The following is a 20639-nucleotide window of genomic DNA, read 5'->3' as shown; positions in this document are numbered from 1 at the left end:
TTTTTAAATAACATTTCTATTTTTAAATGAAATTTCTGAAATGCCCGAGCGACAATGGACCAATTTAGCTGATATGACAAGGCTTTTTTCCCTGAAGAACAGATTGATATAAATAATAATGAGTGGAAATATGACAAATAACCTGAAGACAGCGGATCAGCAGAGAGCTGAACTATTCCTGGAAGAGTTCGTCTCTGGGCTTGTGGGATCAATGGAGGATGATATAGATTTTATCCTTCTCTTCGGAAGTGCAGCCAGAGGCGAGTTCATCCTGGGAAAGAGCGATGTAGATCTCATCATTCAGACAAAGAGCGATGCTGCTGTCCGCAGGGTGGAAAGGTTTGCTGAATCTCTCTTCTGGCGACTGAATGAAAAGCATGGCACGCAGTTTGAGAAGGTTCTATCAACAGGCATGAGTGAAAGCATCCTGGAAGAATCGATCAAGTTTCTGGAAAAGCATGTCAGGCTCTACAAGCCCTTTGAGGTGTTTGGACCGAATGATATCGATTGGAGTGAAGGATTGGTCAAGAGGCCGGACCTTTTGCCGGGTGCTGTTCTCGTCGCCAGCCAGCTCACTCTGCTTTACAAAATGAAATATGAGGGCAAGATTCTCTTCGGCCGGGACATTCGCCCGGAGATAAATCCCCACTTCACCTGGTGGGAAAGACTGAAAGCTATAATGGTGCCTCAAAGCATTGCTCTTGCCTCTTTTGTCCTCGCCTTGATCCTTCCTCAGAAGGCAACAGGCTATGCAGTCAAGGCGCTCTTCTATGAGGTGGAGTCGGTGAACATCTACCAGAAAAGCATGATTCCTCCCCCTCAGGAGAAGATGAGAAGCTTTGCCGAAGCATCGCAATTCGAGAATGCTGTCTTCGACCGGTTGCGCTTTCTTTTAGAGAAGAACCTAGGTCTATCAAGCGAGCAGAAGCTGGAGCTTTTGAGGAATGCAGCTGCCATCAAGCGGCATGGCTTTCGCGGGAGCAGATGGGAGGCATTGAGATTCTGTCTGGTCGCTTTTGGGGCCATCTGGCAGACCAATGCCGCTTTGATCCTGAGAGCCCAGGGCTCAGGTTAGACTGATTCCTGCGATCAATGGATCGTGATCCGAGCAGCGATATTTGTCTGGGCTGCTCCAAATGCCACTGTAGCCGAAGTCAGGGGATTCATCGGAATTTATATGCCAGATGCTCGCTCCAGTTACCTGTCCGGTCAGGCTTGGGCTTGCCAGGATATGATCCAGCTCCCCCCATCTGCCCTGAAACACATATGAGTAAGAATTAGAGGCGAGCAGAGAGGAAATCTGGTTAACATATCCGGCCCTCTTCAAGGCCATGATGGGATCCTCGTTTCTGTACGAGTTCATATCCCCCAGGATCAGATAGTCGGGATCATGGCTTCCAGTAGGATCGGAAGACAACCAATCTATCAGCTCATTTGCGGCCCTTGTGCGGTCACCATTCCAGTATCCTTGACCATCTCCACAATCCCTATTGTCTCCATTCGCCACCTCATCCCCTCCTGGCGGATTCTTGGATTTCAGATGAACGACCACGACTGTAAGCCGCTCAAGAGTGCTGATCTCCTCGAAGGTCTGGGCCAGAGGCTGGCGGTTGCCCGATGAGAAAGCGCCCATGGATGTCGTCGCTGCCTTGCCTATGGGTCTGATCGTTGTTCTGTTGTAGATCAATCCCACTGATATGAGGTCATCGCCTAGCTTTGGTGATCCCGGGTCTACAAATGAATAATTCTCCAACCCAATCCCATCTTCACGAGCATTCAGCCCGTCACATAGATCATGAATGGCGCTCAGGTTTCCATAGCCATCATTCTCTATCTCGATGAGACCGATCACATCCGCCTTCATATCAGTGATAGCCTGAATGATCTTAGCTCTCTGCAGCTCGAACTCGCCATTCGATCTGGCTCCTCTTGCACTGGGAAAACCACGGCCTGCTCCATTGCCGTTAAAGTAGTTTTCCAGATTCAGGCTGGCAATCCTTAATCTGCCGCCCACTGGTTCAGGATTCATCGGCCGGGGATTGGATATTATGATTTTAGAGATATTCAAAGGTTCCAATCTATAATTTCCGTAGCCATAGCTCATTATCCCCATAATTCCCTGGATGGTGTCTGCACAGCGAATGGTTCTTGGAAATGGATAAGACTCGGGGAATCTTCGGCTGCTGCCGTCATCAAGGATGATCATGCTGCGACTGTTCAATTCCTGGACCTGCGCGGCTGGGGCTCCGGGCTTGGCAACGTTGGTGGGAACAGGCAGCCGGGATTGGGGAGATATGGCCAGTTCCCCATATGCGGAGAAATTCTCAATATCGGTGATGACCAGATCTTGAGGGAGCATCAAGAGCATTCCCTCGTATCTTTCCAGCGAATCCTCCTTTAGCGGCAGGATGAGCTGGTGGGCGGTCAAAGTGCTCTTAGTCTCATTTTTGCCAGCCTTTTTCTTTTTTATCTCCTTTAAATTCATCTGGGTCAGGCCATGGAACTCTTCGATATGCCCCCTGGCTATGACCAGATCACCTCTGGTGACATTCTCTTTCACTCCCAGCCGTCCAGGATCATAGATATAGATGCCCTCTGAGGTCTCAATATTGTCATCTATATCGCTGTCCTCTTCCTGGACAAAGAATCCTTCCAGCTTATCTGTTCCCTGGAAATCAGCGGTAACAATAGCCTCTATCGAGACTTTCATCCCCTGAAATGGGCTTGACTGTCCATCTCCCTGGATGGCATGAATCATGGTCAGATCAGCAATCATTGATTCTCCGCCCGGAGCAGCAGTCGAGATTGCAGCGCTCGCAGCCAAAAGAACGAAGATAATCGATAAATTCAAATCCATTCCATCCCTCTGATCAAGCCTTCCTTAAGTTCGGAGTAGTCACCTCCAAAAGAAAAGCTTTTTTATCACCATCTGAATATGTGTTAGCCTATGGCGAGTGGATGAATATCCATCTGAAGCTCACAGAAGATCTGCGATGGATCTACCTGGACCTTCTCTCCATTGTGGTAGGGATAAGCGGGGGCCTGGGGGCAGTGGCCTTCCGAAAGCTGGTGGAGCTTAGCCACGATTTCTTCTTCGGCTTTCTCCTCCCTCTCCTGCCGAATAGCTACTTCGTCGTTCTGCTGCCGGTCCTTGGCGGCCTCATCGTCGGACCTCTGATCTACAAGCTGGCGCCGGAGGCGAAGGGCGACGGCATATCTCATATCATGATCGCTCTGCAGAGGTTTACCGGCGACATCAGAAAGCGAGCCGGTCTGGTTCTCATCTTCACCTCCGCAATAACCCTGGGCAGCGGTGGGAGCGCCGGGCGGGAGGGGCCCATTGCCCTGATTGGAGCCTCAGCAGGCTCGGCCATCGGCAAAGCCATAAGGCTGTCTGCACGCGATTTGAAGGTGCTCACCTGCTGCGGCGTGGCCTCGGGGATTGCCGCCACCTTCAATGCACCAATGGGCGGGGCGATATTCAGCATGGAGGTGATCAGCAAGAAGTTCACATCACTTGATGCTGTACCCATTCTGCTGGCGGCGGTGGTGGGAAAAGCGGTAGCAACGGAGTTGATCGATCCCGTGCCGGAGTTCGTGAATCCCAACTTTTACTTTACCACCTTCGATATGGTTCTCTGCTTTTTCATCGGGCCCCTGTTTGGATTTCTCTCCTTCCTATGGGTGAAAGGCTACTACTTCTTTGAGGACCGATTCCAGGATCTGCCTCTGCCTGACATTCTGAAGCCGGCGGTCGGCGGGCTAACAGCAGGAGTATGCGGCATATTCTTCTTCGAGTTCGGCATAATGGGAGTGGGCTATGAGGGCATCAATAACATCTTCATGCTGGCAGCGAGAGCACCAGCCACTGATCTGCTCCTTCTGCTCCTAGCTTTGGGCTTGCTGAAGATGCTGGCAACATCCTCCACCGTCGGATCCGGAGGGAGCGGCGGGGTGTTTGCGCCCACGCTCTACATTGGAACCATGTTCGGCCTGGCGGCGGGCATGCTGGCTGAGATCCTGGCGCCCGATCAGATTGCCAATCCTCTGGACTACGGGCTCCTGGGCATGGGGGCTCTTTTCGCCGGGACAGCCGGGGCACCTCTCACCTGTATATTCATGATCACGGAGATGACCGGCAACTATAGTGGCTTGCCGTCTCTGATTATTTGTTGCATCACCAGCTATACCGTGGCTCGAATTCTGTTGAAGGGTGGGTCCATTTACACTATCAAGCTGATGAGAAAGGGCATTTATCTCGATCTTCCCCAGCCGGTGCTCTCCGAAGTATCGGTGGGGGAGGCGATGCACAAAGAGGTGATCACCGTCAGCCCCCTCTGCAGGATCTCGGAGGTGAGAGATGGCATCTACCGCTGCAACTATACCGGTTTCCCTGTGGTGGATGAAGGCCGTCTGGTTGGGATGATAACCTTTGACGATATCAGGAGAATTCCCCCGCATGAGCAGGAGAAGATGACAGTAAAGGAGGTGGCGGTCAGGGCTCCTATCACCATTAATCCCCACCAGTCGGCCAAGATGGCCATGGATATCATGTATGAAAATGACGTTGGAAGGCTGGCAGTGGTGGAAAAAGACGATCCTCAGAAGCTGATTGGCATCATCACCCGCTCGGATGTGATCAGGGCTTATGAGAGGGAGATGAAAAGAAGCCAGGACGAGGCTACAAAGTAGCATGGACAAAAAGTGCGGTGACTTCTTCCCTTGTCCCTGAAGGGGCAGGGGCTTCCTGCTTCATCGAGCACCTTCGAGTTCTCCACAGGCTTGAATTCGACGCAGTCCGCGACTACTACACTGTTGCCCAATCCAAGTTCGACTTAGCGGGGTACATGGTACAGGCAACTGACTTGTATTTTCTCGACCAAGCGAGTCTGAAGGTCAACGGCTGCAAAGAGACATCCTCTTAACAGCAATCTATAACTTCAGGCAGGTAGTAAATTAATTGGTGAATTGCATGAAAGAACAGGTATTCTTCGGCGAAGGCATGGCCATGGTAAAGAGAGATTATCCGGATCTGTATGAGGCCATAGTAGCCCTGAACGAGGCAGCTTACACCGGCAAGGTCCTGGATTACAGGACCCAGAAGCTCATCGCCATGGGGATCAATGCAGCTGCTTCCGACGAAAGGGCTACAAAGAAGCAGATGATAAGCGCCATAAAGGAGTTTGGCGTAACCAAGGATGAGATAGTGGATGTACTGAGGGTCGTTCTCCTCACGTCGGGAATGCCGCCCTTCACCAAAGGCATGAAGATATTGGGCGAAGTGATGGAGAAATAAACCCTTCAATTTTTTCGGCTCTTTGCTGAATTATGTGGGTGAGTTGAGGCTGGGAATATGGCCTCTGTTCCTCTGTGCCTCTGTGGTTGGGTCAGAGCATAGCGGTTCACCACAGAGAAACAGAGACACAGAGAATCTCCGATTCAAGTTCACCCATGCAAAATAGCGAGGAGCCATTAATTATATTAGGAGGAGTTATGCTGGCCGTTAGCTTCCGGATTCTGACCGTCTGGCTCTATAACAACACTGGAAAAAGCGTCTTTGCAGCCATAGTCTTTCATGCCGTGAACAATACTGGAAGGAGCATATTTCCCGGCAGTCGTTTAACCTTCGAACTGTGGGATGGGGCTATCGGGTATGGGCTCATTGCTATCACGGCTGTGATCGTAGTGTTCTTGTGGGGTCCTACGACACTAGCTCGGTTCAGGTATGCTCGCTCAGCTTCAAGTCGATGTTGCCGAGTTCCTGATTGTCTTGATTGCTGTAACGGCAGGGCGGCTTACCGCAGCTGAGCATCAGGGCAAAAGAGCAATTCAAAGCAGCAATTACAGATAGAAAAAGTATATAAAAAATTAAGTCCTATAAAAGGATCATACTATGACGAAACTCATTGCTCGTGCGGCGTTGGGAGTGCTTATCCTCCTGGTAATTCTCTACATAGCGATGCTTGTTGCTGCAAACACATCAATCACCCAGAGGACCATCCAAACCGAGGTCACCATCAATGCAACAGCCTCTAAAGTCTGGCAGGTGCTGACGGACTTTGAGGCATATCCTCAATGGAATCCCTTTATCCGTCAGATAGATGGAGCAATCCAACCAGGGCAGCAACTGATAATTGAGCTGAACTTAAGCGGTCGCACAATGACCTTCAATCCAACCGTCCTTTTTATGCAGCCCGAAAGGGAGTTGCGCTGGCTCGGCCGCTTTTCCATCCCCGGGATATTCGACGGTGAGCATAGCCTCAACATCGAGCCTCTTGGTGCGAACAGGGTGCGTTTCATTCAGAGCGAGACTTTCAGAGGGATTCTGGTGCCGTTTTCGGGAGCTATACTCAACGATACTGAACAAAGCTTTCAGGAGATGAACCAGGCGCTTAGGGAGCACGCTGAGCAAACGAGATGAAAATGCTCATTTGCGCAATCCAAAAGGATATTTCTTTATACAATCAAAACTAATTTAATCCATTTAGGAGATTTCAGCTATGAATAATAGTACGGCATTAAAAGGGTCACCTTATCTATTCTTTGTATTGGTTTACGCCATTTCCATCCCCTTTTGGGTGCTCAATACCATCTTTCCAATTAAGCTTCCCGTGGATAACCTTCCCGTGACAGACATTGCAGCCACTTTTGCCCCGACGATAGCTGCCTTGATCCTTGTGTACAGGGAGGAGAAGCTTTTTGGGGTGCGGAAGCTCTTGGGGAGAACCTTCGATTATAAGAGGATCACACGAAAGATCTGGTATATTCCCATCATTTTTTTGATGCCGCTCATCTACGTGTTGACCTACTGGATAATGCGTCTTGTGGGGCTGCCGGTCCCCACCGTTTGGCATCTGCCCCTTCTGACGCCGTTCATCTTTGGGCTTTTTTTCTTCGCCGCGGCTTTAGAAGAGATTGGCTATACGGGGTATGTCACCGATCCCATGCAAGCCCTGTACAGCGCACTGGCAGCCTGTCTCATCATAGGGTCGATCCATGCGATATGGCATTGGCCATCGATGATTTCGATGGGCATGGCTCCGGGATTGTTCATATGGGGTAGCATACTGACCGTTAGCTTCCGGATCCTGACCGTCTGGCTCTATAACAACACTGGTAATAGCGTATTTGCGGCCATACTCTTTCATGCTGTGACCAATACAGGGAGGAGTGTGTTTCCCGGCAGTCGTTCAGCATTAGAGCTGGGCGATGCAGCTATTGCCTATGGGCTCATAACGATCACGGCCATGATCGTGGTGTTCTTATGGGGACCCGAGACATTAGCTCGGTTCAGGTATGGCCGAAAAGGGCAATCTCATGGATTGGATTAATGGGATGAGCCCGCCTAAAGGCGCTGTCGCTGGTGACGTACAGAGCCGATGTCATTCTCCGTGGTCCTTGCATATGATTGTGTATGATTTTCCGGCTTTAATCTCTTTTAGGGTGCTGCTTTCTCAACCTGTAAAATAGCGCTGAGGGTGAGACTTCAGCTTATTTTTACCGGTAAAATGGCCTGATTTTTCCACAAATTGAACCTATTTTATGCTCATAACTCACACCTCAAAATGTTTGTAGAGTTTATGCGCTTTGTTGATGGTCACGATCCACAGGATCTTAACCAGCTCCTCCTCCTTACAGGCTTCATCTTGTTCATATATCTCGAAAACGGCTCAAGCCAGGCAGAAGCCTTTATCACCTTTCTGTGAGATACCACTCCATATCAGCCGGAATTAGGTGCGAGCAAAAAGCATGATACCAGAACTCTTACGCGAAATTATAGCCAAAGGCGAAAGCCTGAATGTAGAGTTCAAGGGCGAGGAGAAGGCATCCCTGTCAGATTCAGCACTGGTGGAAGCGGTCATATGCCTTGCCAACCGATCGGGAGTGGAGCCAGGATGGCTCTTGGTCGGCGTGGAAGACGATGGCCGCATCACAGGCTCCAGGCCGCGCCACTCTGGAGAAAAAACCGATACATATCGTGTTTCAGCTCTCATTGCAAATCGCACCCGTCCGTCTCTGGCTTGCCGTGTAGAGATCATCGAGATTGATGGTCGGTATGTTCTCGTTGTCGAGGTGCCCACATCCCGAACGCCGGTGAGCACTCCGGAAGGCAAGTATCAGCGCCGGGCGATAGGGGGCAAGGGAAAGCCTGAGTGCATGCCCTATCTCTTCCCCGAAATGCTCGCCCGCCAGGCAGACCGGGGGATACAGGATTACTCCGCTCTGGTGGTGCCCGATGCTCGTTGGGAGGATCTGGACCCTCTGGAGTTCGAACGGTTTCGGAGAATGATACGCGAGAGCCGGGGAAGAAGCGATGCCGCCCTGGCCGAGCTTCCCGACCAGGAGATAGCTAAGGCCCTTGGCGCAGTGGAGGCGAACCACGAGGTGTCTGCAGTTAGGGTCCTCGGCCTTTTGCTCTTCGGAAGAGAGGACGCAGTCCATCGCTACCTCCCCACTCATGAGGTGGCCTTCCAGGTTCTTTCCGACACCAGGATTGTAGTCAACGAATTCTTCCGATGGCCCCTTTTGAGGATAATGGAGGAGCTATTGTCCAGGCTGCAGGCCAGGAACCGAGAAGAAGAGCTGATGGTGAACATCTTTCGCATCGGAATTCCTGATTACTCAGAGCGGGCTTTTCGTGAAGGGCTGGCCAATGCCCTGATTCACCGCGATTATTCCAGACTAGGGGCTGTGCATGTGCAGTGGCACGAGGACAGGATTGAGATCTCCAATCCGGGCGGCTTTCCGGAAGGCGTCCGGCTGGATAATTTGCTGGTCACACCACCGAGACCTCGCAATCCCTCTCTTGCGGATGCCTTCAAGAGAGCCGGAATCGTGGAGCGTACTGCCAGAGGGATAGATACAATCTTCTTTGAGCAGCTTCGGAATGGCCGTCCCGCTCCATCTTATGAGCGGAGCTCTGAAACAGATGTTATTCTGGTCCTGCCAGGAGGGAAAGCAAACCGGGATTTCGTGCGGCTGGTGGTGGAAGAGAACCAGGCAGGCCAGCCCTTCCGGCTGGATGATTTGCTTCTTTTAAATCATGTGTATCTCGAACGAAGAACCACGGCAAAGGAGGCGGCAAAGATTATTCAAAAGCCTGAGAACGAAGCTCGTGCCGCGCTGGAGCGCCTGGTTGAAGGCGGCTTACTGGAAGCTTCGGGTGAAGGAAAAGCAAGAGCATATCATCTATGCGCATCCACCTACAGAAGGCTTGGCGAGAGGGCGGCTTATATTCGTACTCATGGATTCGAGCCTTTGCAGTGGGGGCAGATGGTTCTTCAATATGTGGAAAAGCACGGAGAAATATCACGGGCTGAAGTTGCTGAGCTGTGCCATATATCTGGGCCGCAGGCCTACAGACTGCTGAAGAAGCTGGAGCGGGAAGGGCACCTCACTCCGATTGGGACAAAGGGACGAAGCGTGAAGTACGAGAGAAGAATCGGAGAAAATGCACGGTAAACGCACGGCGTGAAATTCTAATGCACTCGTGCATTTCTGAGATGCTTTTTGTCCATCCAGAGGATTCACTCCAGTCTCTCTTCACACTGAGCTTTCTAAGAACTGCCACGCTTCCAAGTGAAAACGCCAGCAAAAAGCCACAAGGGCCAAGAAAGACTCCCATGGGACGGACTGGCCGAGCACAGCTGCCCTCAGGCATATGCTCGAACGAGATAGTAAAGGCCCTTCTCAAAGGTCACAAACGAGGGCCTATGGTCGAGAAACATAACCCACCCCTACCTTCATCTCGACCTGAGCCAGCCACATGGTATAGAGCAGCTCTGCGGTTGCTCAAGGCTTAATATAAGCATTCAAGCCGATGGTGATCGGCTTATCATTAACTTTAGCGGTAGTAACGATATTCCCATGTGTACTTGCAACAACAAGGGTTTTACCGGATGACGATGGGGTTGGTTCTTCCAGGTCAATTTCTATAAAGAGCTTGTTATCCTTGATTTCTACTTTCATAGTCATACGAGTTCTCCTATTTTCGATGATTTTCGCGCTGCAACCATTTATCACTTTTCCTGTGGGTCTCTTTTTCTCTAACGGTTGAGAGATCGTTAGCGGCGTGTCGGGTCGTTGCCTCCGGAAGGATAATCCTCCATCCCAGTAATTCATACTCTTCTCGCAGATCCTCAAGGTTTCAAATGTTGGCAGTTCCAATGTCTTTTGGTCCGCTTTTCATCCAGCCAACGAATTCCTTGGCGATCTGGCTTGGAGGGAAGTTGCTGCAGGAGATCCAGGAGATCACTTTCGAGATCGGCATGCTGGGGCAGTACGGGCCGGACATCTACGACCCCCAGGGGACGCGCGTCCTGCGGGTGTTGCTGGGGAGGATCTTCTCGGCGCTGGAACTGCTGTGCATCATGTACGCCGGCTTCAAGAGGATCGAGCCGGGGATGGTATAGGGGTAGACCTGGGAGAGAAGACAGAGAGGCTAAGGGAGGAGAAAGTAGCTGAAACAAATCTTTAGCATTTATTCGCTTGATAGAAATCTGTTCTAATTTAGATTTGCCCACCGAAGGATCGTCCTATTGAGATCAGACCACCTGAGATTTGCATCCCTGAGATCAGCTCCACAGAGGCACGCATTGCTCATGTTTAATCTCTTTTAATTATATGCATTCTAGTATTTAAATAAATATATTTATAATATACTCTAAATCGGCGGGCAGCGTTTGTACCCTTCTTTTCCCTCCGGAAGCCCGCCTGTCAAGACGAATTCCACGTTATCTTTTGCCTTATCCAGCAGTTCATCTCAATAGGTCCCCCTCCTTTTCGACCTTCTCCTAACCACTCCCTAGCTCATAACCAGCGTCTCTTTCCATTCTCACCCTCCAGGTAGAATGGCTGTCGTGAGCAGTCATGGGATAGATATTCATCTTGAAGTCCAGCATAATAGCCTTAACCTTCTTGCTATGCCTTATCGCTTCCGTGAATCGGCACCCCCTACCGGGCGCAAGCGCAAATCTTCCTGCCCAAATAGATCGATCACAGTCTCTCCCATTCCCCTCCGCCCCAGGACGCCATCAACCCGGGCTGCCACTGCAGAAGGATTATCATCAGCAGCGCATAAAGATCAACTACGATGCAAAATAAACCTTAAATGGCTTTTTCGTGTTCCTCTTTTGCAGGAGCCCAAGCGCTGAGGGTGAGATTTGAACTCACGAGGTGCGATGCACCACTGGTTTGCCCGTTCCGCCCTCTGGAGGAGGACGAAAGCTCAAGACCAGCGCCGTAGGCCGCTTGGCTACCTCAGCACGCCCTCATGCTTGGAATCGATAGATCTTAAGCCTGACGATACCCCACCTTTAAAGGCCGGCCCAAAAACCTACACTTTATCTGTCAAATCGACAATCTTTTTTATCTTCAGAGCCAATTTTTCTCGGATGCTCATAAAGAATGTCTCCATACTCCAGTCCGGGCATCTCGTGCTGGGGCAGGATATCAGAATCAAGGAGGGCAAGATCGAGCAGATCGGCCCTGAACTGCAAAAAGAGCGTGGCGATGAGGAGATAAAGGGCAAGGGCAAGCTGGCTATCCCCGGCCTCGTAAACTGCCACACCCACCTGGCCATGAGCCTCCTGCGGGGCTATGCCGACGACATGGAGCTGATGCCGTGGCTGGAGGAGAAGATCTGGCCCCTGGAGGCCAGGTTAACAGAGGAGGATGTCTATTGGGGAGTGAAGCTCGGCTGCCTGGAGCTGATCAGATTCGGCATCACCTGCTACAATGATATGTACTACTTCCCGGATGTGACCGCTCAGGCCACAAAGGAGATGGGGCTGCGGGGTTTTATCTCAGGCGTCGTCTTCGATATGAAGCCCGAGCTATTGTCTCAGGTGGAGCCCTTCATCAAGCGTTGGAAGGACGATGAGCTGATAAGGCCGGCTGTGGGCCCCCACGCCGCTTACACCTGCTCTGAGGAGACCCTTCTCCGGGCAGGAGAGATCGCGGACAGGCACCAGGCTATGGTCCATATGCACATCTCTGAGACCTGGAAGGAGGTGGACGGATTCCTGCTGAGCCGGGGCAAAAGCCCGGTGGAGTATCTGGACTCGCTCGGCCTTTTGAATAGCCGCCTTACAGCCATCCACTGCGTCTGGCTGTCTGAAGAGGACTGTTATCTATTGGAGAAGAGAAAGGCAAATGTAGTCTCATGCACGGCGAGCAACCTGAAGCTGGCATCGGGCATTGCCCCCCTAAACACCCTGATGAAAGCCGGGGTTAACGTCTGCCTGGGAACTGACAGCGCATGCAGCAATAACAACCTCAGCCTGTTTGAGGATATGAAGGTCACGGCTATAGTGCAGAAGAATGCCTACCACACACCCGCCGCATTCACCGCAGAGCAGATCTGGCAGTTCGCCACAGAAAACGCCTACCGAGCATTCGGATTGAACAACGGAATGTCAGTCGGCGCCAATGCCGACCTGGCACTGATCGACCTGAAAAAACCCTGGTTTTATCCGCAGTCGAATATCGTATCCCATCTGGTCTACAGCATGGCGGGAGGAGTGGATACCACCATCGTCAACGGACGGGTGCTGATGCAAAACGGCATCATCCCTGGAGAAGAGGAGATCCTGGAAAAAGCGCAGCAGCGATTCATTAGGCTGACATCTGAGGATTAGACCATTTCGTGCAACATAAGTGGGACTTTCTCTTGGCTCTTCGCTGAATTATGTGGGTGAGTTAAGGCAGGGACTATGGTCTTTTGTTCCTCTGCATCTCCATGGTTGGGTCAGTGCGTAGCGGTTCACCACTGAGGCACAGAGACATAGAGTTTTTGCGATTCAAGTTCACCCATAGCAAATAGCATGGAGGCATAAAGATAGATCCACTGCCAAGCTCACCCGTGCTGAACAGCAAGGAAACCCCATCCTCTGGATCACTCTCCCCACTTCGTCCTCATCCCGCGAAGGGGGGCGAGCCTGCCGCCCTGATGGAAGAGGGCGACGCGGACAGAAATCATAGCTTGGGAGAGAATTCCATCTCACGCCGCCATAGCCCGAGGCGGGATGCCTGCCTGCGCGACTGCCCGGCAATCAGGAAGCTGCTGAACCGCCCCATGGAATGGCAACCTGTCCGAATCAAAATATCAGCCCAAAGAGGCTTCAAGGCCCATAACCTGAATTTGACAGATGCAAAAGCCCCTGGCAAGGCCGGGGTTGGGTTTAAGTATCAACAAATTGATCAAGCAGATCAGTCAAGCTAAGAGAATTCAAGGTGATATTTTGCAGGAGAGCGTGGTCAAGGATCTTGCCTTAGCAGAAGCAGGAGAGAAGCGTATCGAATGGGCCCGCAGGCATATGCCGGTACTGGACAGGATAAAGGAGGAGTTCGAGAGGGAGAAACCCCTGAAGGGCGCTCGCATAGTCGCCTGTCTGCATGTGACTGTGGAGACGGCCAACCTTATCACCACCCTGGTGGCGGGGGGGGCAGAGGTGGCGGTGACGGGCTCCAATCCCCTCTCCACCCAGGACGAAGTGGCTGCAGCCCTGGCCGCCCGGGGCCTCTTCGTCTATGCCTTCCGGGGAGAGAATGAGACTGAGTACTACGACTGCATAAAAAAAGCCCTGGAGCTCAAGCCCAATGTAAGCCTGGACGACGGCGCAGACACCATAGCCATAATCCACAAGGAGCATCCGGAGCTTGCCGCTCAGATGTTAGGCGGCTGCGAGGAGACCACCACCGGCGTCGTCCGCCTCCGGGCCATGGCCGAAGATAAGGCTCTGCTCTATCCGGTGATAGCGGTCAACGATGCCGAGACCAAGATGATGTTCGATAACCGCTACGGCACTGGACAGAGCACATTGCATGGCATCATGCAGGCCACAAACTTCCTCTTTGCCGGCAAGACGGTGGTCGTATGCGGCTACGGCTGGTGCGGCCGGGGATTTGCCATGAGGGCCAAGGGGTTGGGAGCAAACGTCATCGTCATTGAGATCGAGCCGCGCAAAGCTTTAGAGGCAGCCATGGACGGCTACAGGGTCATGCCGCTGGGACAGGCTGCTCCCCTGGGAGACCTGTTCGTCACCCTCACCGGCAACATCAATGTGTTAAGAAAAGAGCACTTCGCCCTTATGAAGGATCAGGCAATCGTCGCCAACAGCGGCCACTTCAATGTGGAGATCGATATCCCTGCCCTGGAGAAGATGGCCGGGGAGAAGAATGAGATACAAAATAACGTCACCGAGTATAAGCTCCCCGACGGCCGCAGGCTTTATCTGCTGGCAGAGGGCCGCCTGATCAACCTGGCTGCGGCCTATGGCCACCCCCCAGAGGTCATGGACATGTCCTTTGCCAACCAGGCGCTCTCAGTGCGCTACATTGTGGAGCAAGGCCGAAGCCTGAAAAAGTCGGTCTACTCTGTTCCTGTGGAGATCGACCGGAGAGTGGCTGAGCTGAAGCTCGCCTCAATGGGCCTGGAGACGGAGAAGCTCACCGCAGAACAGGAGAAGTACCTGCACAGCTGGCAGATGGGAACCTGATGATAAGAGGGGAATGGCTATGGATCTGTTAAGGGAAAATCTGGAGGCCTATCTGAGGAGCCTGTATGGTAAGGGCCTTTCCATCGTATCGGTTCGAAAGCTGGGGGAGACCATTCCCACGGCGGAGGATGTAAAGGGATTTGGATATGGATCGCCCCTGATGGTGGACTATAAGCTCTCGGGCAAAAAGGCATCCTGCGTTCTCTCCACCATGCGGGTGCAGCATGGCTTCGGCCACGACCACTTCTCAGACCGGGCGAGGATCCTAATCTGGCAGAATGCCACATTCGCTAGCCTTCCCAAGCACGTCCGATCTTTGGACGTGGGCTACTTCACCCCGGATGGAAGGCTGGTCTCTGCTGGCGATGCATGCGAGTATTTCCTCCTCATGGAGAAGATCGAGGGAAAGGAGTACTTCTTCGACCTGGAAAGAGTCAAAGAGGAGGGAGCAACAGACCTGGATCATGATCGGGTCATTGCCCTCTCCAGCTATCTGGCCCAGATCCATGCCACAAAGGAGGATTGCCCGCCCTTATACCAGCGCAAGATCAGAGAGACCGTGGGAGACGGAGAATGCATATTCGGCATCCTGGACGACTATCCCGATAGCAGCACCTTCCTGGATCCCGATGAGCTGCAGGAGATCGAGAAGGTCTGCGTGGAATGGCGCTGGAAGCTTCGCAGCAAAGTCCACCGCTTATCCATGGTCCATGGCGACTTCCATCCCTGGAATATCATGTTCCGGGAAGGCACCGATTTCTCCGTACTCGATCGGAGCCGGGGGGAGTGGGGCGAAGCGGCGGATGACATCACTGCTCTCGCCATGAACTACATTTTCTACTCAGTGCAAAAGAGCCTGCGTTTGACCGGAGACCTCAAGGACCTGTTCGAGCTGTTCTTTGAGAACTACCTGGATAAGACCGGCGACGATGAACTCTTAGAGGTCATAGCCCCATTCTTTGCCTTCCGGGCGACTGTGGTGGCCAGTCCAACCTGGTATCCATTGCTCTCGGACGATGTTCGAAGGGCTCTCTTCAACTTCCTGGAGAACGTTCTGGCAACAGAGCGGTTCAATTATCGGGATGTGAACTCCTATCTGGACTAAAAAAGAATGAAGAGCTATGCCTTCGAGCTCTCTGGAGAGCATGAGTCTCTGCCCAGATGTGAGGCTATTGCACTGGTGGAGATCTTCTCCGACCGCTATCGTGAGCAATCCTATCTGGACCAGTGCCTGATAGTCGAGGCCGAGGGCCTGGATGTTCGGGCTTTAGGAGATCGGCTGGCAATGACCCACCGGATCATCGAGGTCATGGCGATATGCGAGGCAGACCTCGAGGATCTTGCCAGATCCGTTGCCCTCCTCTCCCTTCCCGATGAGAGCTACAGGATTCGGGCAAGGAGGATCAAGAACGCTTCTCCCAGGGCGGATGCTGTGGAGCACGAGATAGGAAGGGTGCTCTTGGGAAAAGGCATCCGGGCAGACCTGAAAAGCCCCAATATAGAGCTGAGAGCAGTTATCACAAGCGGCAAGATAATCCTGGGAGTGGAAGTGGCAAGGGTAGATCGCAGCTCCTTTGAGGCCCGCCGTCCCCACCTGAAGCCGTTTTTTCATCCCGGAGTCCTCATGCCCCGCATGGCCCGCTCTTTGGTCAATCTAACTCAGATCCGAGCTGGGGAGCGGCTGCTCGACCCGTTTGCCGGAACATGCGGGATTCTGGTTGAGGCCTGTCTGATGGGCATAGAGTGCCTGGGGATAGAGGCTCAAGGCCGGCTGGTGAAGGGGGCAATATGCAACCTGGAGAATATGAATTGCGCCCTGGTATTAGGCGATGCCAAACGCCTTGCTCTGAAGGATGCTTCTATCTACGGTGCAGTGCTCGACATTCCTTATGGAAGGTCTGCCAGGATCCTCGCCTCTTCCAAGGAGGATCTCTTAAAAGAGAGTCTATCGGAGCTATTTCGTGTGATAAGACCTGGCAGACGCATGGTTATCGTAGCCGATGGCCCGATTGACTCCCAGATATCAAATGCCGGATTCAGAGTCATTCAAAGCCATTTGGATAGGGTGCACCGCAGCCTAATCCGCCACATATTCCTCTGCCAGAGGGAAGAAGGCAAAGATAGCATTTAGGATATGCTATCTTGCAGATGCAAGCGAGGAGATATGTCTAGTATATCTCCCTTTGGATCGCTTTCAAGCTCCCCAGCAACTCTTCGCCCTTCTCCGTGGTCTGATAGATCAGATTAGGCTCTCTCTTGGCATTTATCAGACCTCTCTCCATTAGAAGCTTCAAATACGGATCCACCGTTCTGAAGTTGAGATTCGCCTGATATACTATCTTGGTCTTATTTGCTCCCTTGGCACAAACGAGCAATATCTGGGATATAATTAAATCCTTGCTCCGCTTCATCGACTCCCTCCTACACCATTACCTTTTTTTTAAAAAGATTGAGACAAATTTAGCTCAATTTAACTATTTTGTTGTGGCCAGCAACAATTATATGGTCTAAAATAGGATATAAATCTGGTGGATCAATGATATGGTAGATAGATCCGAATCTGATATCAGCAAAAGCATTAATTAATATATAAATAATATAATATATAAAAAGAAATATAATATAATTGCAAATTTTCCCCAAATTTTATATTATATACACTACGGTGGATATTAATACTGATATGAGTCAAGAGATACAATCGTTAATGAGTATTAATTATAAAGTGTTATAAAATGTATTGATAAATTTATAACTTGGTAATTTAAAGAATTAAGCAGAGGTACTAGGCCTCTGCCGCTTCATAATCAGTATCGATGGTATCTTGCAGGCCATCCTCGGTGTGGACGGTGACCATGCGCTCAGAGACATCCTGATCGGATAGGATCTCCAAAAACCTTTTAGTGTAGCCATCTCTCTCCGATGCCTTCTGGCTGTCGAAGATATTCCTGTATTCGGAAATCGTTGAAGGAGCTACGCGAAGGGCTTCGGCCATATCCTTGACCGATCGGTTGGCCTCTGCAAGGCGAATAAACTCGTCTTTATCAAATGGTGGTTTCAGATCTGTCTCCCTGAAGAGGTGAAGCTTTATTCTCGCTCGACTGACGGTTTTATTGAGGGCTCTGTCGCCCAACTGCTCGGCAATCTCAGTATCGCTCAATCCTTTATAGAAAAGTCTTACCACAGAGGATAACTGTTCAGGAGTCAGTTTCGTCTGGATGTTGTATTGCTTTATCATCTCCCTTACTACTCCCAAAAGGGCTTGTTCAATCTCGCCGCTTCCCCGGAGGCTGCCATGCCGGGTAGCCTGCTTTTCCACGACCTTGGTGGTGGCGCCAATCTTGAGTACGAGGTCACGCAACTGATCAGTCCTATCACTCATTTTAGATACTCACCCCTCAACAATCACCTTGGCTAATGGTATAAAGAGATTTCGATTGATTACAAAGCTTTTTATAGGCGGCCCTCGTCTAAAAAGGCGGAATGTCCGAGACCAGCATATATGTTGTAAAGACCACTGCTAACCAAGAACGATCAGTGGCCAACATGATCGCCCAGATAGCGCGCAAGGAAAAGTATGATATAAGGGCACTGCTGGTTCCAGATGTGCTGAAAGGCTACGTACTTGTGGAATCACCAGCTCCAGAGATTGTGGATCAGGCGATCCAGGGAATACCGCATGCGCGTTCTGTGATCAAAGGGGCCTCAAATATAGGAGAGGTTGAGCACTTTCTCACCCCCAAGCCTGCAGTTATCGGCATCAATGAAGGTGCAATCGTTGAGCTCATATCCGGGCCGTTCAAGGGAGAGAAGGCAAGGGTCAAGCGCGTGGACCTTGCTAAAGAAGAGATAACTGTAGAGCTCTTCGAGGCCATGGTTCCCATCCCCATAACAGTGCGGGGAGATCACGTTCGCGTTCTCAGCAAAGATGAAACTTAGAGGTGATTTATTTGGCTAATGTTGTAGAAGCATTGGTCCCAGGCGGAAAGGCTAGCGCGGGACCACCTTTGGGGCCGGCTCTTGGACCTCTGGGCGTGAATGTCGCCCAGGTGGTTGCCAAGATCAATGAAGAGACAAGCGATCTCAATGGAATGCAGGTTCCAGTTAAGGTCATTGTGAAGTCCAGAACAGAGTTCGAGATCGAGGTTGGAACGCCGCCCACATCGGCATTGATCATCAAGGAGGTCGGTGGGGAAAAGGGCACTGGAGATAAGACAACAATCGGTGACCTTACAATGGAGCAGGTCCTGAAGATCGCGAACATCAAGAGAAAGGGCCTTCTATCCAAATCGCTCAAAAATGCCGCTCGCGAGGTAATAGGTACTGCAGGATCGGTGGGCGCCACCGTGGATGGAATGTCCAGCAAGGATGCCCAGCTGGCAGTGGCCAGCGGCAAATACGATGAGATATTAGAAGCGAAGGCTTAAATATAGTGCTATGATCTGAGTTTTGATTCTCTTTTTTGAGAAGCCGTAGGAGACCATAAGAGTCGCAGACTACGGAGGGTTGAAATGGATATCGAAGAAGCCGTAAAACAGGCTATCACTGAGGCCCCTGCCAGGAAGTTTGCCGAGAGCGTGGATCTGGCGATAAACCTCCATAATATCGACCTATCCCTGCCCGGGAATAGAGTCGATGCCGAGGTTATCCTTCCCCACGGACTGGGCAAGCCTACCAAGATCGCTGTATTCGCTGCCGGTGAGACTGCCCTGCGCGCCAAGAGCGCGGGAGCAGACCGGGTAATCTCCGGGGATGAGATCAAGGAGTTCGCCGGAGATAAGAGAGCAGCGCGCAAGCTGGCGGACGAGTACAAGTTCTTCATCGCAGAGACTCAGTTCATGCCTGTCATAGGAAAGAGCCTGGGTTCAATCCTGGGCAAGAGGGGCAAGATGCCCACGCCACTGCCGCCAACGCAGGATGTCACCCCGCAGGTGCAGAGGCTTAAGAACATGACAAGGATCAGGTCCAGGGACAGGCCAACCTTTCACCTGACGATTGGGAACAGAAATATGAATACCAAAGAGCTGGCTGATAACATTGAAGCAGTGGTCGTCAAGCTCGAACAGACTCTAAAGGATGGTCGGCATAACCTGAAATCAGTTTACGTCAAGACCACCATGGGCCCTTCCATAAGGGTGATCTAAATGGCTGGACAGATCCGTCACACTACCCATATACCGGAATGGAAGGTCAAAGAGGTAGATGAGCTGGTTGATAAGATCAGCAAAAGCAGAGTGGTGGGAGTTGTAGGTCTTCGTGAGATCCCGGCGGACAATCTGCAGAAGATGAGAGGGGATCTGAGAGGCAATGTGGAGATAAGAATGGTGAGGAACACCATTGCCCGCCGTGCCCTGGAGGCTTCCCCCGTCCAGATAAAACCACTGGCCGACTTCATTGAGGATCAGACAGCATTGATCTTCAGCGATCTGAACCCCTTCAAGCTCAATAGCATGCTGGAGAAGGGCAAGCAGCCCATGCCCATCAAAGCTGGCACCCGTGCCCCCAAGGATATTGTGATCGAGGCAGGTGAAACTTCTTTCTCGCCAGGTCCCATGGTCGGCAAACTGCAGGCTGCAGGCATCCCCGCGGCAATTAAGGGCGGAAAGGTGGTCATCAATCAGAAGATCACCCTGGCCAAAGAGGGCGAAGTTGTCCCTGCCAAGACCGCAGAGATCCTTAAGACCATGGAGATCTTCCCCAGAAATGTAGGTCTGGAGCTGAGAGGCGCCTATGAGGGCGGCCTGATATTCAGCTCCAAGGATCTAGCCATAGATGTGGAAGGCCAGGTCGCCAGGATAAGCGAGGCTTCTGCTAAGGCATTCAGCTTTGCAGTGGAGATCGGATACCCCACGCCAGCTACAATTGGACCCATGCTTCAGAAGGCCCAGACCAAGGCCAGAGCCCTGGTGCTGGATGCGGGAATGATCATCCCCAGCATGATGGAGTTCATTTTGGCCAAGGCGGCCGCTAATGCAAGTGCCATCGCCGGCCTTGCCAGCGGCCAGAAGGCTCAGGCTGCACCTGCAGCCACAGCAGCGCCCGCTGCAGAGGAAAAGCAAGAAGAGAAGAAGGAAGAAGAAGGAGACACCGCTGCAGGACTTGGTGCTCTATTCGGTTAATTTGGTCTTAATTAATAGAGGT

Annotated in this window: 19 protein-coding genes, 1 tRNA gene and 1 pseudogene; 15 read left to right on the top strand and 6 right to left on the bottom strand. The window is 51.7% G+C overall.

All coding sequences use genetic code 11. The features are described 5' to 3' along the window. Nucleotides 1-118: 118 nt before the first annotated feature. A complete protein-coding gene (locus MCON_RS12470; RefSeq protein WP_013720310.1) occupies nucleotides 119-1075 on the top strand; it encodes a nucleotidyltransferase domain-containing protein in 957 nt (318 codons plus the stop codon). On the opposite strand, the gene MCON_RS12465 is transcribed toward MCON_RS12470, so the two are convergent. Continuing rightward, complete coding sequence (locus MCON_RS12465; protein ID WP_052297580.1) at nucleotides 1067-2776, bottom strand: ExeM/NucH family extracellular endonuclease; 1710 nt, start codon at nucleotides 2774-2776, stop codon at nucleotides 1067-1069. The genes MCON_RS12470 and MCON_RS12465 overlap by 9 nt on opposite strands. Nucleotides 2777-2958: 182 nt before the next feature. Here MCON_RS12465 and MCON_RS12460 point away from each other — a divergent pair, with 182 nt between their 5' ends. From MCON_RS12460 to MCON_RS12435, 5 genes are all read left to right on the top strand, one after another. Then, nucleotides 2959-4692, top strand: coding sequence for a chloride channel protein (locus tag MCON_RS12460; RefSeq protein ID WP_013720308.1), 1734 nt, complete (start codon nucleotides 2959-2961; stop codon nucleotides 4690-4692). Between the two features lie 280 nt (nucleotides 4693-4972). Beyond that, nucleotides 4973-5296 (top strand): carboxymuconolactone decarboxylase family protein, encoded by a 324-nt coding sequence (locus MCON_RS12450; protein WP_048132461.1) that lies wholly within the window; start codon nucleotides 4973-4975, stop codon nucleotides 5294-5296. A gap of 597 nt (nucleotides 5297-5893) precedes the next feature. After that, nucleotides 5894-6421 (top strand): SRPBCC domain-containing protein, encoded by a 528-nt coding sequence (locus MCON_RS12445; RefSeq protein ID WP_013720306.1) that lies wholly within the window; start codon nucleotides 5894-5896, stop codon nucleotides 6419-6421. 79 nt (nucleotides 6422-6500) lie between these two features. Beyond that, nucleotides 6501-7331 (top strand): CPBP family intramembrane glutamic endopeptidase, encoded by an 831-nt coding sequence (locus tag MCON_RS12440; RefSeq protein ID WP_013720305.1) that lies wholly within the window; start codon nucleotides 6501-6503, stop codon nucleotides 7329-7331. A 418-nt stretch (nucleotides 7332-7749) separates the two neighbouring features. Further along, nucleotides 7750-9462, top strand: a complete 1713-nt coding sequence (locus MCON_RS12435; RefSeq protein WP_013720304.1) for an ATP-binding protein — start codon at nucleotides 7750-7752, stop codon at nucleotides 9460-9462. A 330-nt stretch (nucleotides 9463-9792) separates the two neighbouring features. Here MCON_RS12435 and MCON_RS12430 read toward each other — a convergent pair whose 3' ends face one another. Then, nucleotides 9793-9975, bottom strand: a complete 183-nt coding sequence (locus tag MCON_RS12430) for a hypothetical protein (RefSeq protein ID WP_048133313.1) — start codon at nucleotides 9973-9975, stop codon at nucleotides 9793-9795. 191 nt (nucleotides 9976-10166) lie between these two features. On the opposite strand from MCON_RS12430, the gene MCON_RS12425 reads away from it, so the two are divergent. Then, on the top strand, nucleotides 10167-10412 hold the full coding sequence (locus tag MCON_RS12425) for a hypothetical protein (RefSeq protein ID WP_048132458.1): 246 nt from the start codon (nucleotides 10167-10169) through the stop codon (nucleotides 10410-10412). A 92-nt stretch (nucleotides 10413-10504) separates the two neighbouring features. Here MCON_RS12425 and MCON_RS17200 read toward each other — a convergent pair. After that, nucleotides 10505-10609 (bottom strand): annotated as a pseudogene (locus tag MCON_RS17200) (pentapeptide repeat-containing protein); the annotation flags it as partial. Nucleotides 10610-11147: 538 nt separating this feature from the next. Beyond that, nucleotides 11148-11264 (bottom strand) — tRNA-Ser (locus tag MCON_RS16325). A 129-nt stretch (nucleotides 11265-11393) separates the two neighbouring features. On the opposite strand from MCON_RS16325, the gene MCON_RS12420 reads away from it, so the two are divergent. From MCON_RS12420 to MCON_RS12400, 4 genes are all read left to right on the top strand, one after another. Next, nucleotides 11394-12638: an amidohydrolase gene (locus tag MCON_RS12420; protein ID WP_013720303.1), complete on the top strand. Its 1245-nt coding sequence runs from the start codon at nucleotides 11394-11396 to the stop codon at nucleotides 12636-12638. A gap of 615 nt (nucleotides 12639-13253) precedes the next feature. After that, complete coding sequence (ahcY, locus tag MCON_RS12410; protein ID WP_013720302.1) at nucleotides 13254-14498, top strand: adenosylhomocysteinase; 1245 nt, start codon at nucleotides 13254-13256, stop codon at nucleotides 14496-14498. 19 nt (nucleotides 14499-14517) lie between these two features. After that, the gene (locus MCON_RS12405; protein WP_013720301.1) at nucleotides 14518-15603 is read left to right on the top strand and encodes a phosphotransferase family protein; all 1086 of its coding nucleotides are present in this window, start codon (nucleotides 14518-14520) and stop codon (nucleotides 15601-15603) included. A gap of 6 nt (nucleotides 15604-15609) precedes the next feature. Further along, nucleotides 15610-16629, top strand: a complete 1020-nt coding sequence (locus MCON_RS12400; RefSeq protein ID WP_013720300.1) for a THUMP domain-containing protein — start codon at nucleotides 15610-15612, stop codon at nucleotides 16627-16629. A gap of 37 nt (nucleotides 16630-16666) precedes the next feature. Here the strand turns inward: MCON_RS12400 and MCON_RS12395 are convergent, their stop codons facing one another. Both MCON_RS12395 and MCON_RS12390 read right to left on the bottom strand, forming a co-directional pair. Further along, nucleotides 16667-16909 (bottom strand): winged helix-turn-helix domain-containing protein, encoded by a 243-nt coding sequence (locus MCON_RS12395; RefSeq protein ID WP_013720299.1) that lies wholly within the window; start codon nucleotides 16907-16909, stop codon nucleotides 16667-16669. Between the two features lie 374 nt (nucleotides 16910-17283). Continuing rightward, nucleotides 17284-17880 (bottom strand): response regulator transcription factor, encoded by a 597-nt coding sequence (locus MCON_RS12390; protein WP_013720298.1) that lies wholly within the window; start codon nucleotides 17878-17880, stop codon nucleotides 17284-17286. A 101-nt stretch (nucleotides 17881-17981) separates the two neighbouring features. On the opposite strand from MCON_RS12390, the gene MCON_RS12385 reads away from it, so the two are divergent. The 4 genes from MCON_RS12385 (at nucleotide 17982) to MCON_RS12370 (ending at nucleotide 20617) form a co-directional block, all read left to right on the top strand. Beyond that, the gene (locus MCON_RS12385; RefSeq protein WP_013720297.1) at nucleotides 17982-18437 is read left to right on the top strand and encodes a transcription elongation factor Spt5; all 456 of its coding nucleotides are present in this window, start codon (nucleotides 17982-17984) and stop codon (nucleotides 18435-18437) included. An 11-nt stretch (nucleotides 18438-18448) separates the two neighbouring features. Next, nucleotides 18449-18925, top strand: a complete 477-nt coding sequence (locus tag MCON_RS12380; protein WP_013720296.1) for a 50S ribosomal protein L11 — start codon at nucleotides 18449-18451, stop codon at nucleotides 18923-18925. 84 nt (nucleotides 18926-19009) lie between these two features. Further along, a complete protein-coding gene (locus tag MCON_RS12375; RefSeq protein ID WP_013720295.1) occupies nucleotides 19010-19642 on the top strand; it encodes a 50S ribosomal protein L1 in 633 nt (210 codons plus the stop codon). After that, on the top strand, nucleotides 19643-20617 hold the full coding sequence (locus MCON_RS12370; protein WP_013720294.1) for a 50S ribosomal protein L10: 975 nt from the start codon (nucleotides 19643-19645) through the stop codon (nucleotides 20615-20617). It begins immediately after the preceding gene. Nucleotides 20618-20639: the final 22 nt, after the last annotated feature.

It is taken from the genome of Methanothrix soehngenii GP6 (assembly GCF_000204415.1).
Lineage (GTDB): Archaea > Halobacteriota > Methanosarcinia > Methanotrichales > Methanotrichaceae > Methanothrix > Methanothrix soehngenii.
Note: the sequence above shows the minus strand (reverse complement) of the source record. Positions and strands in the feature narration are given on the sequence as shown.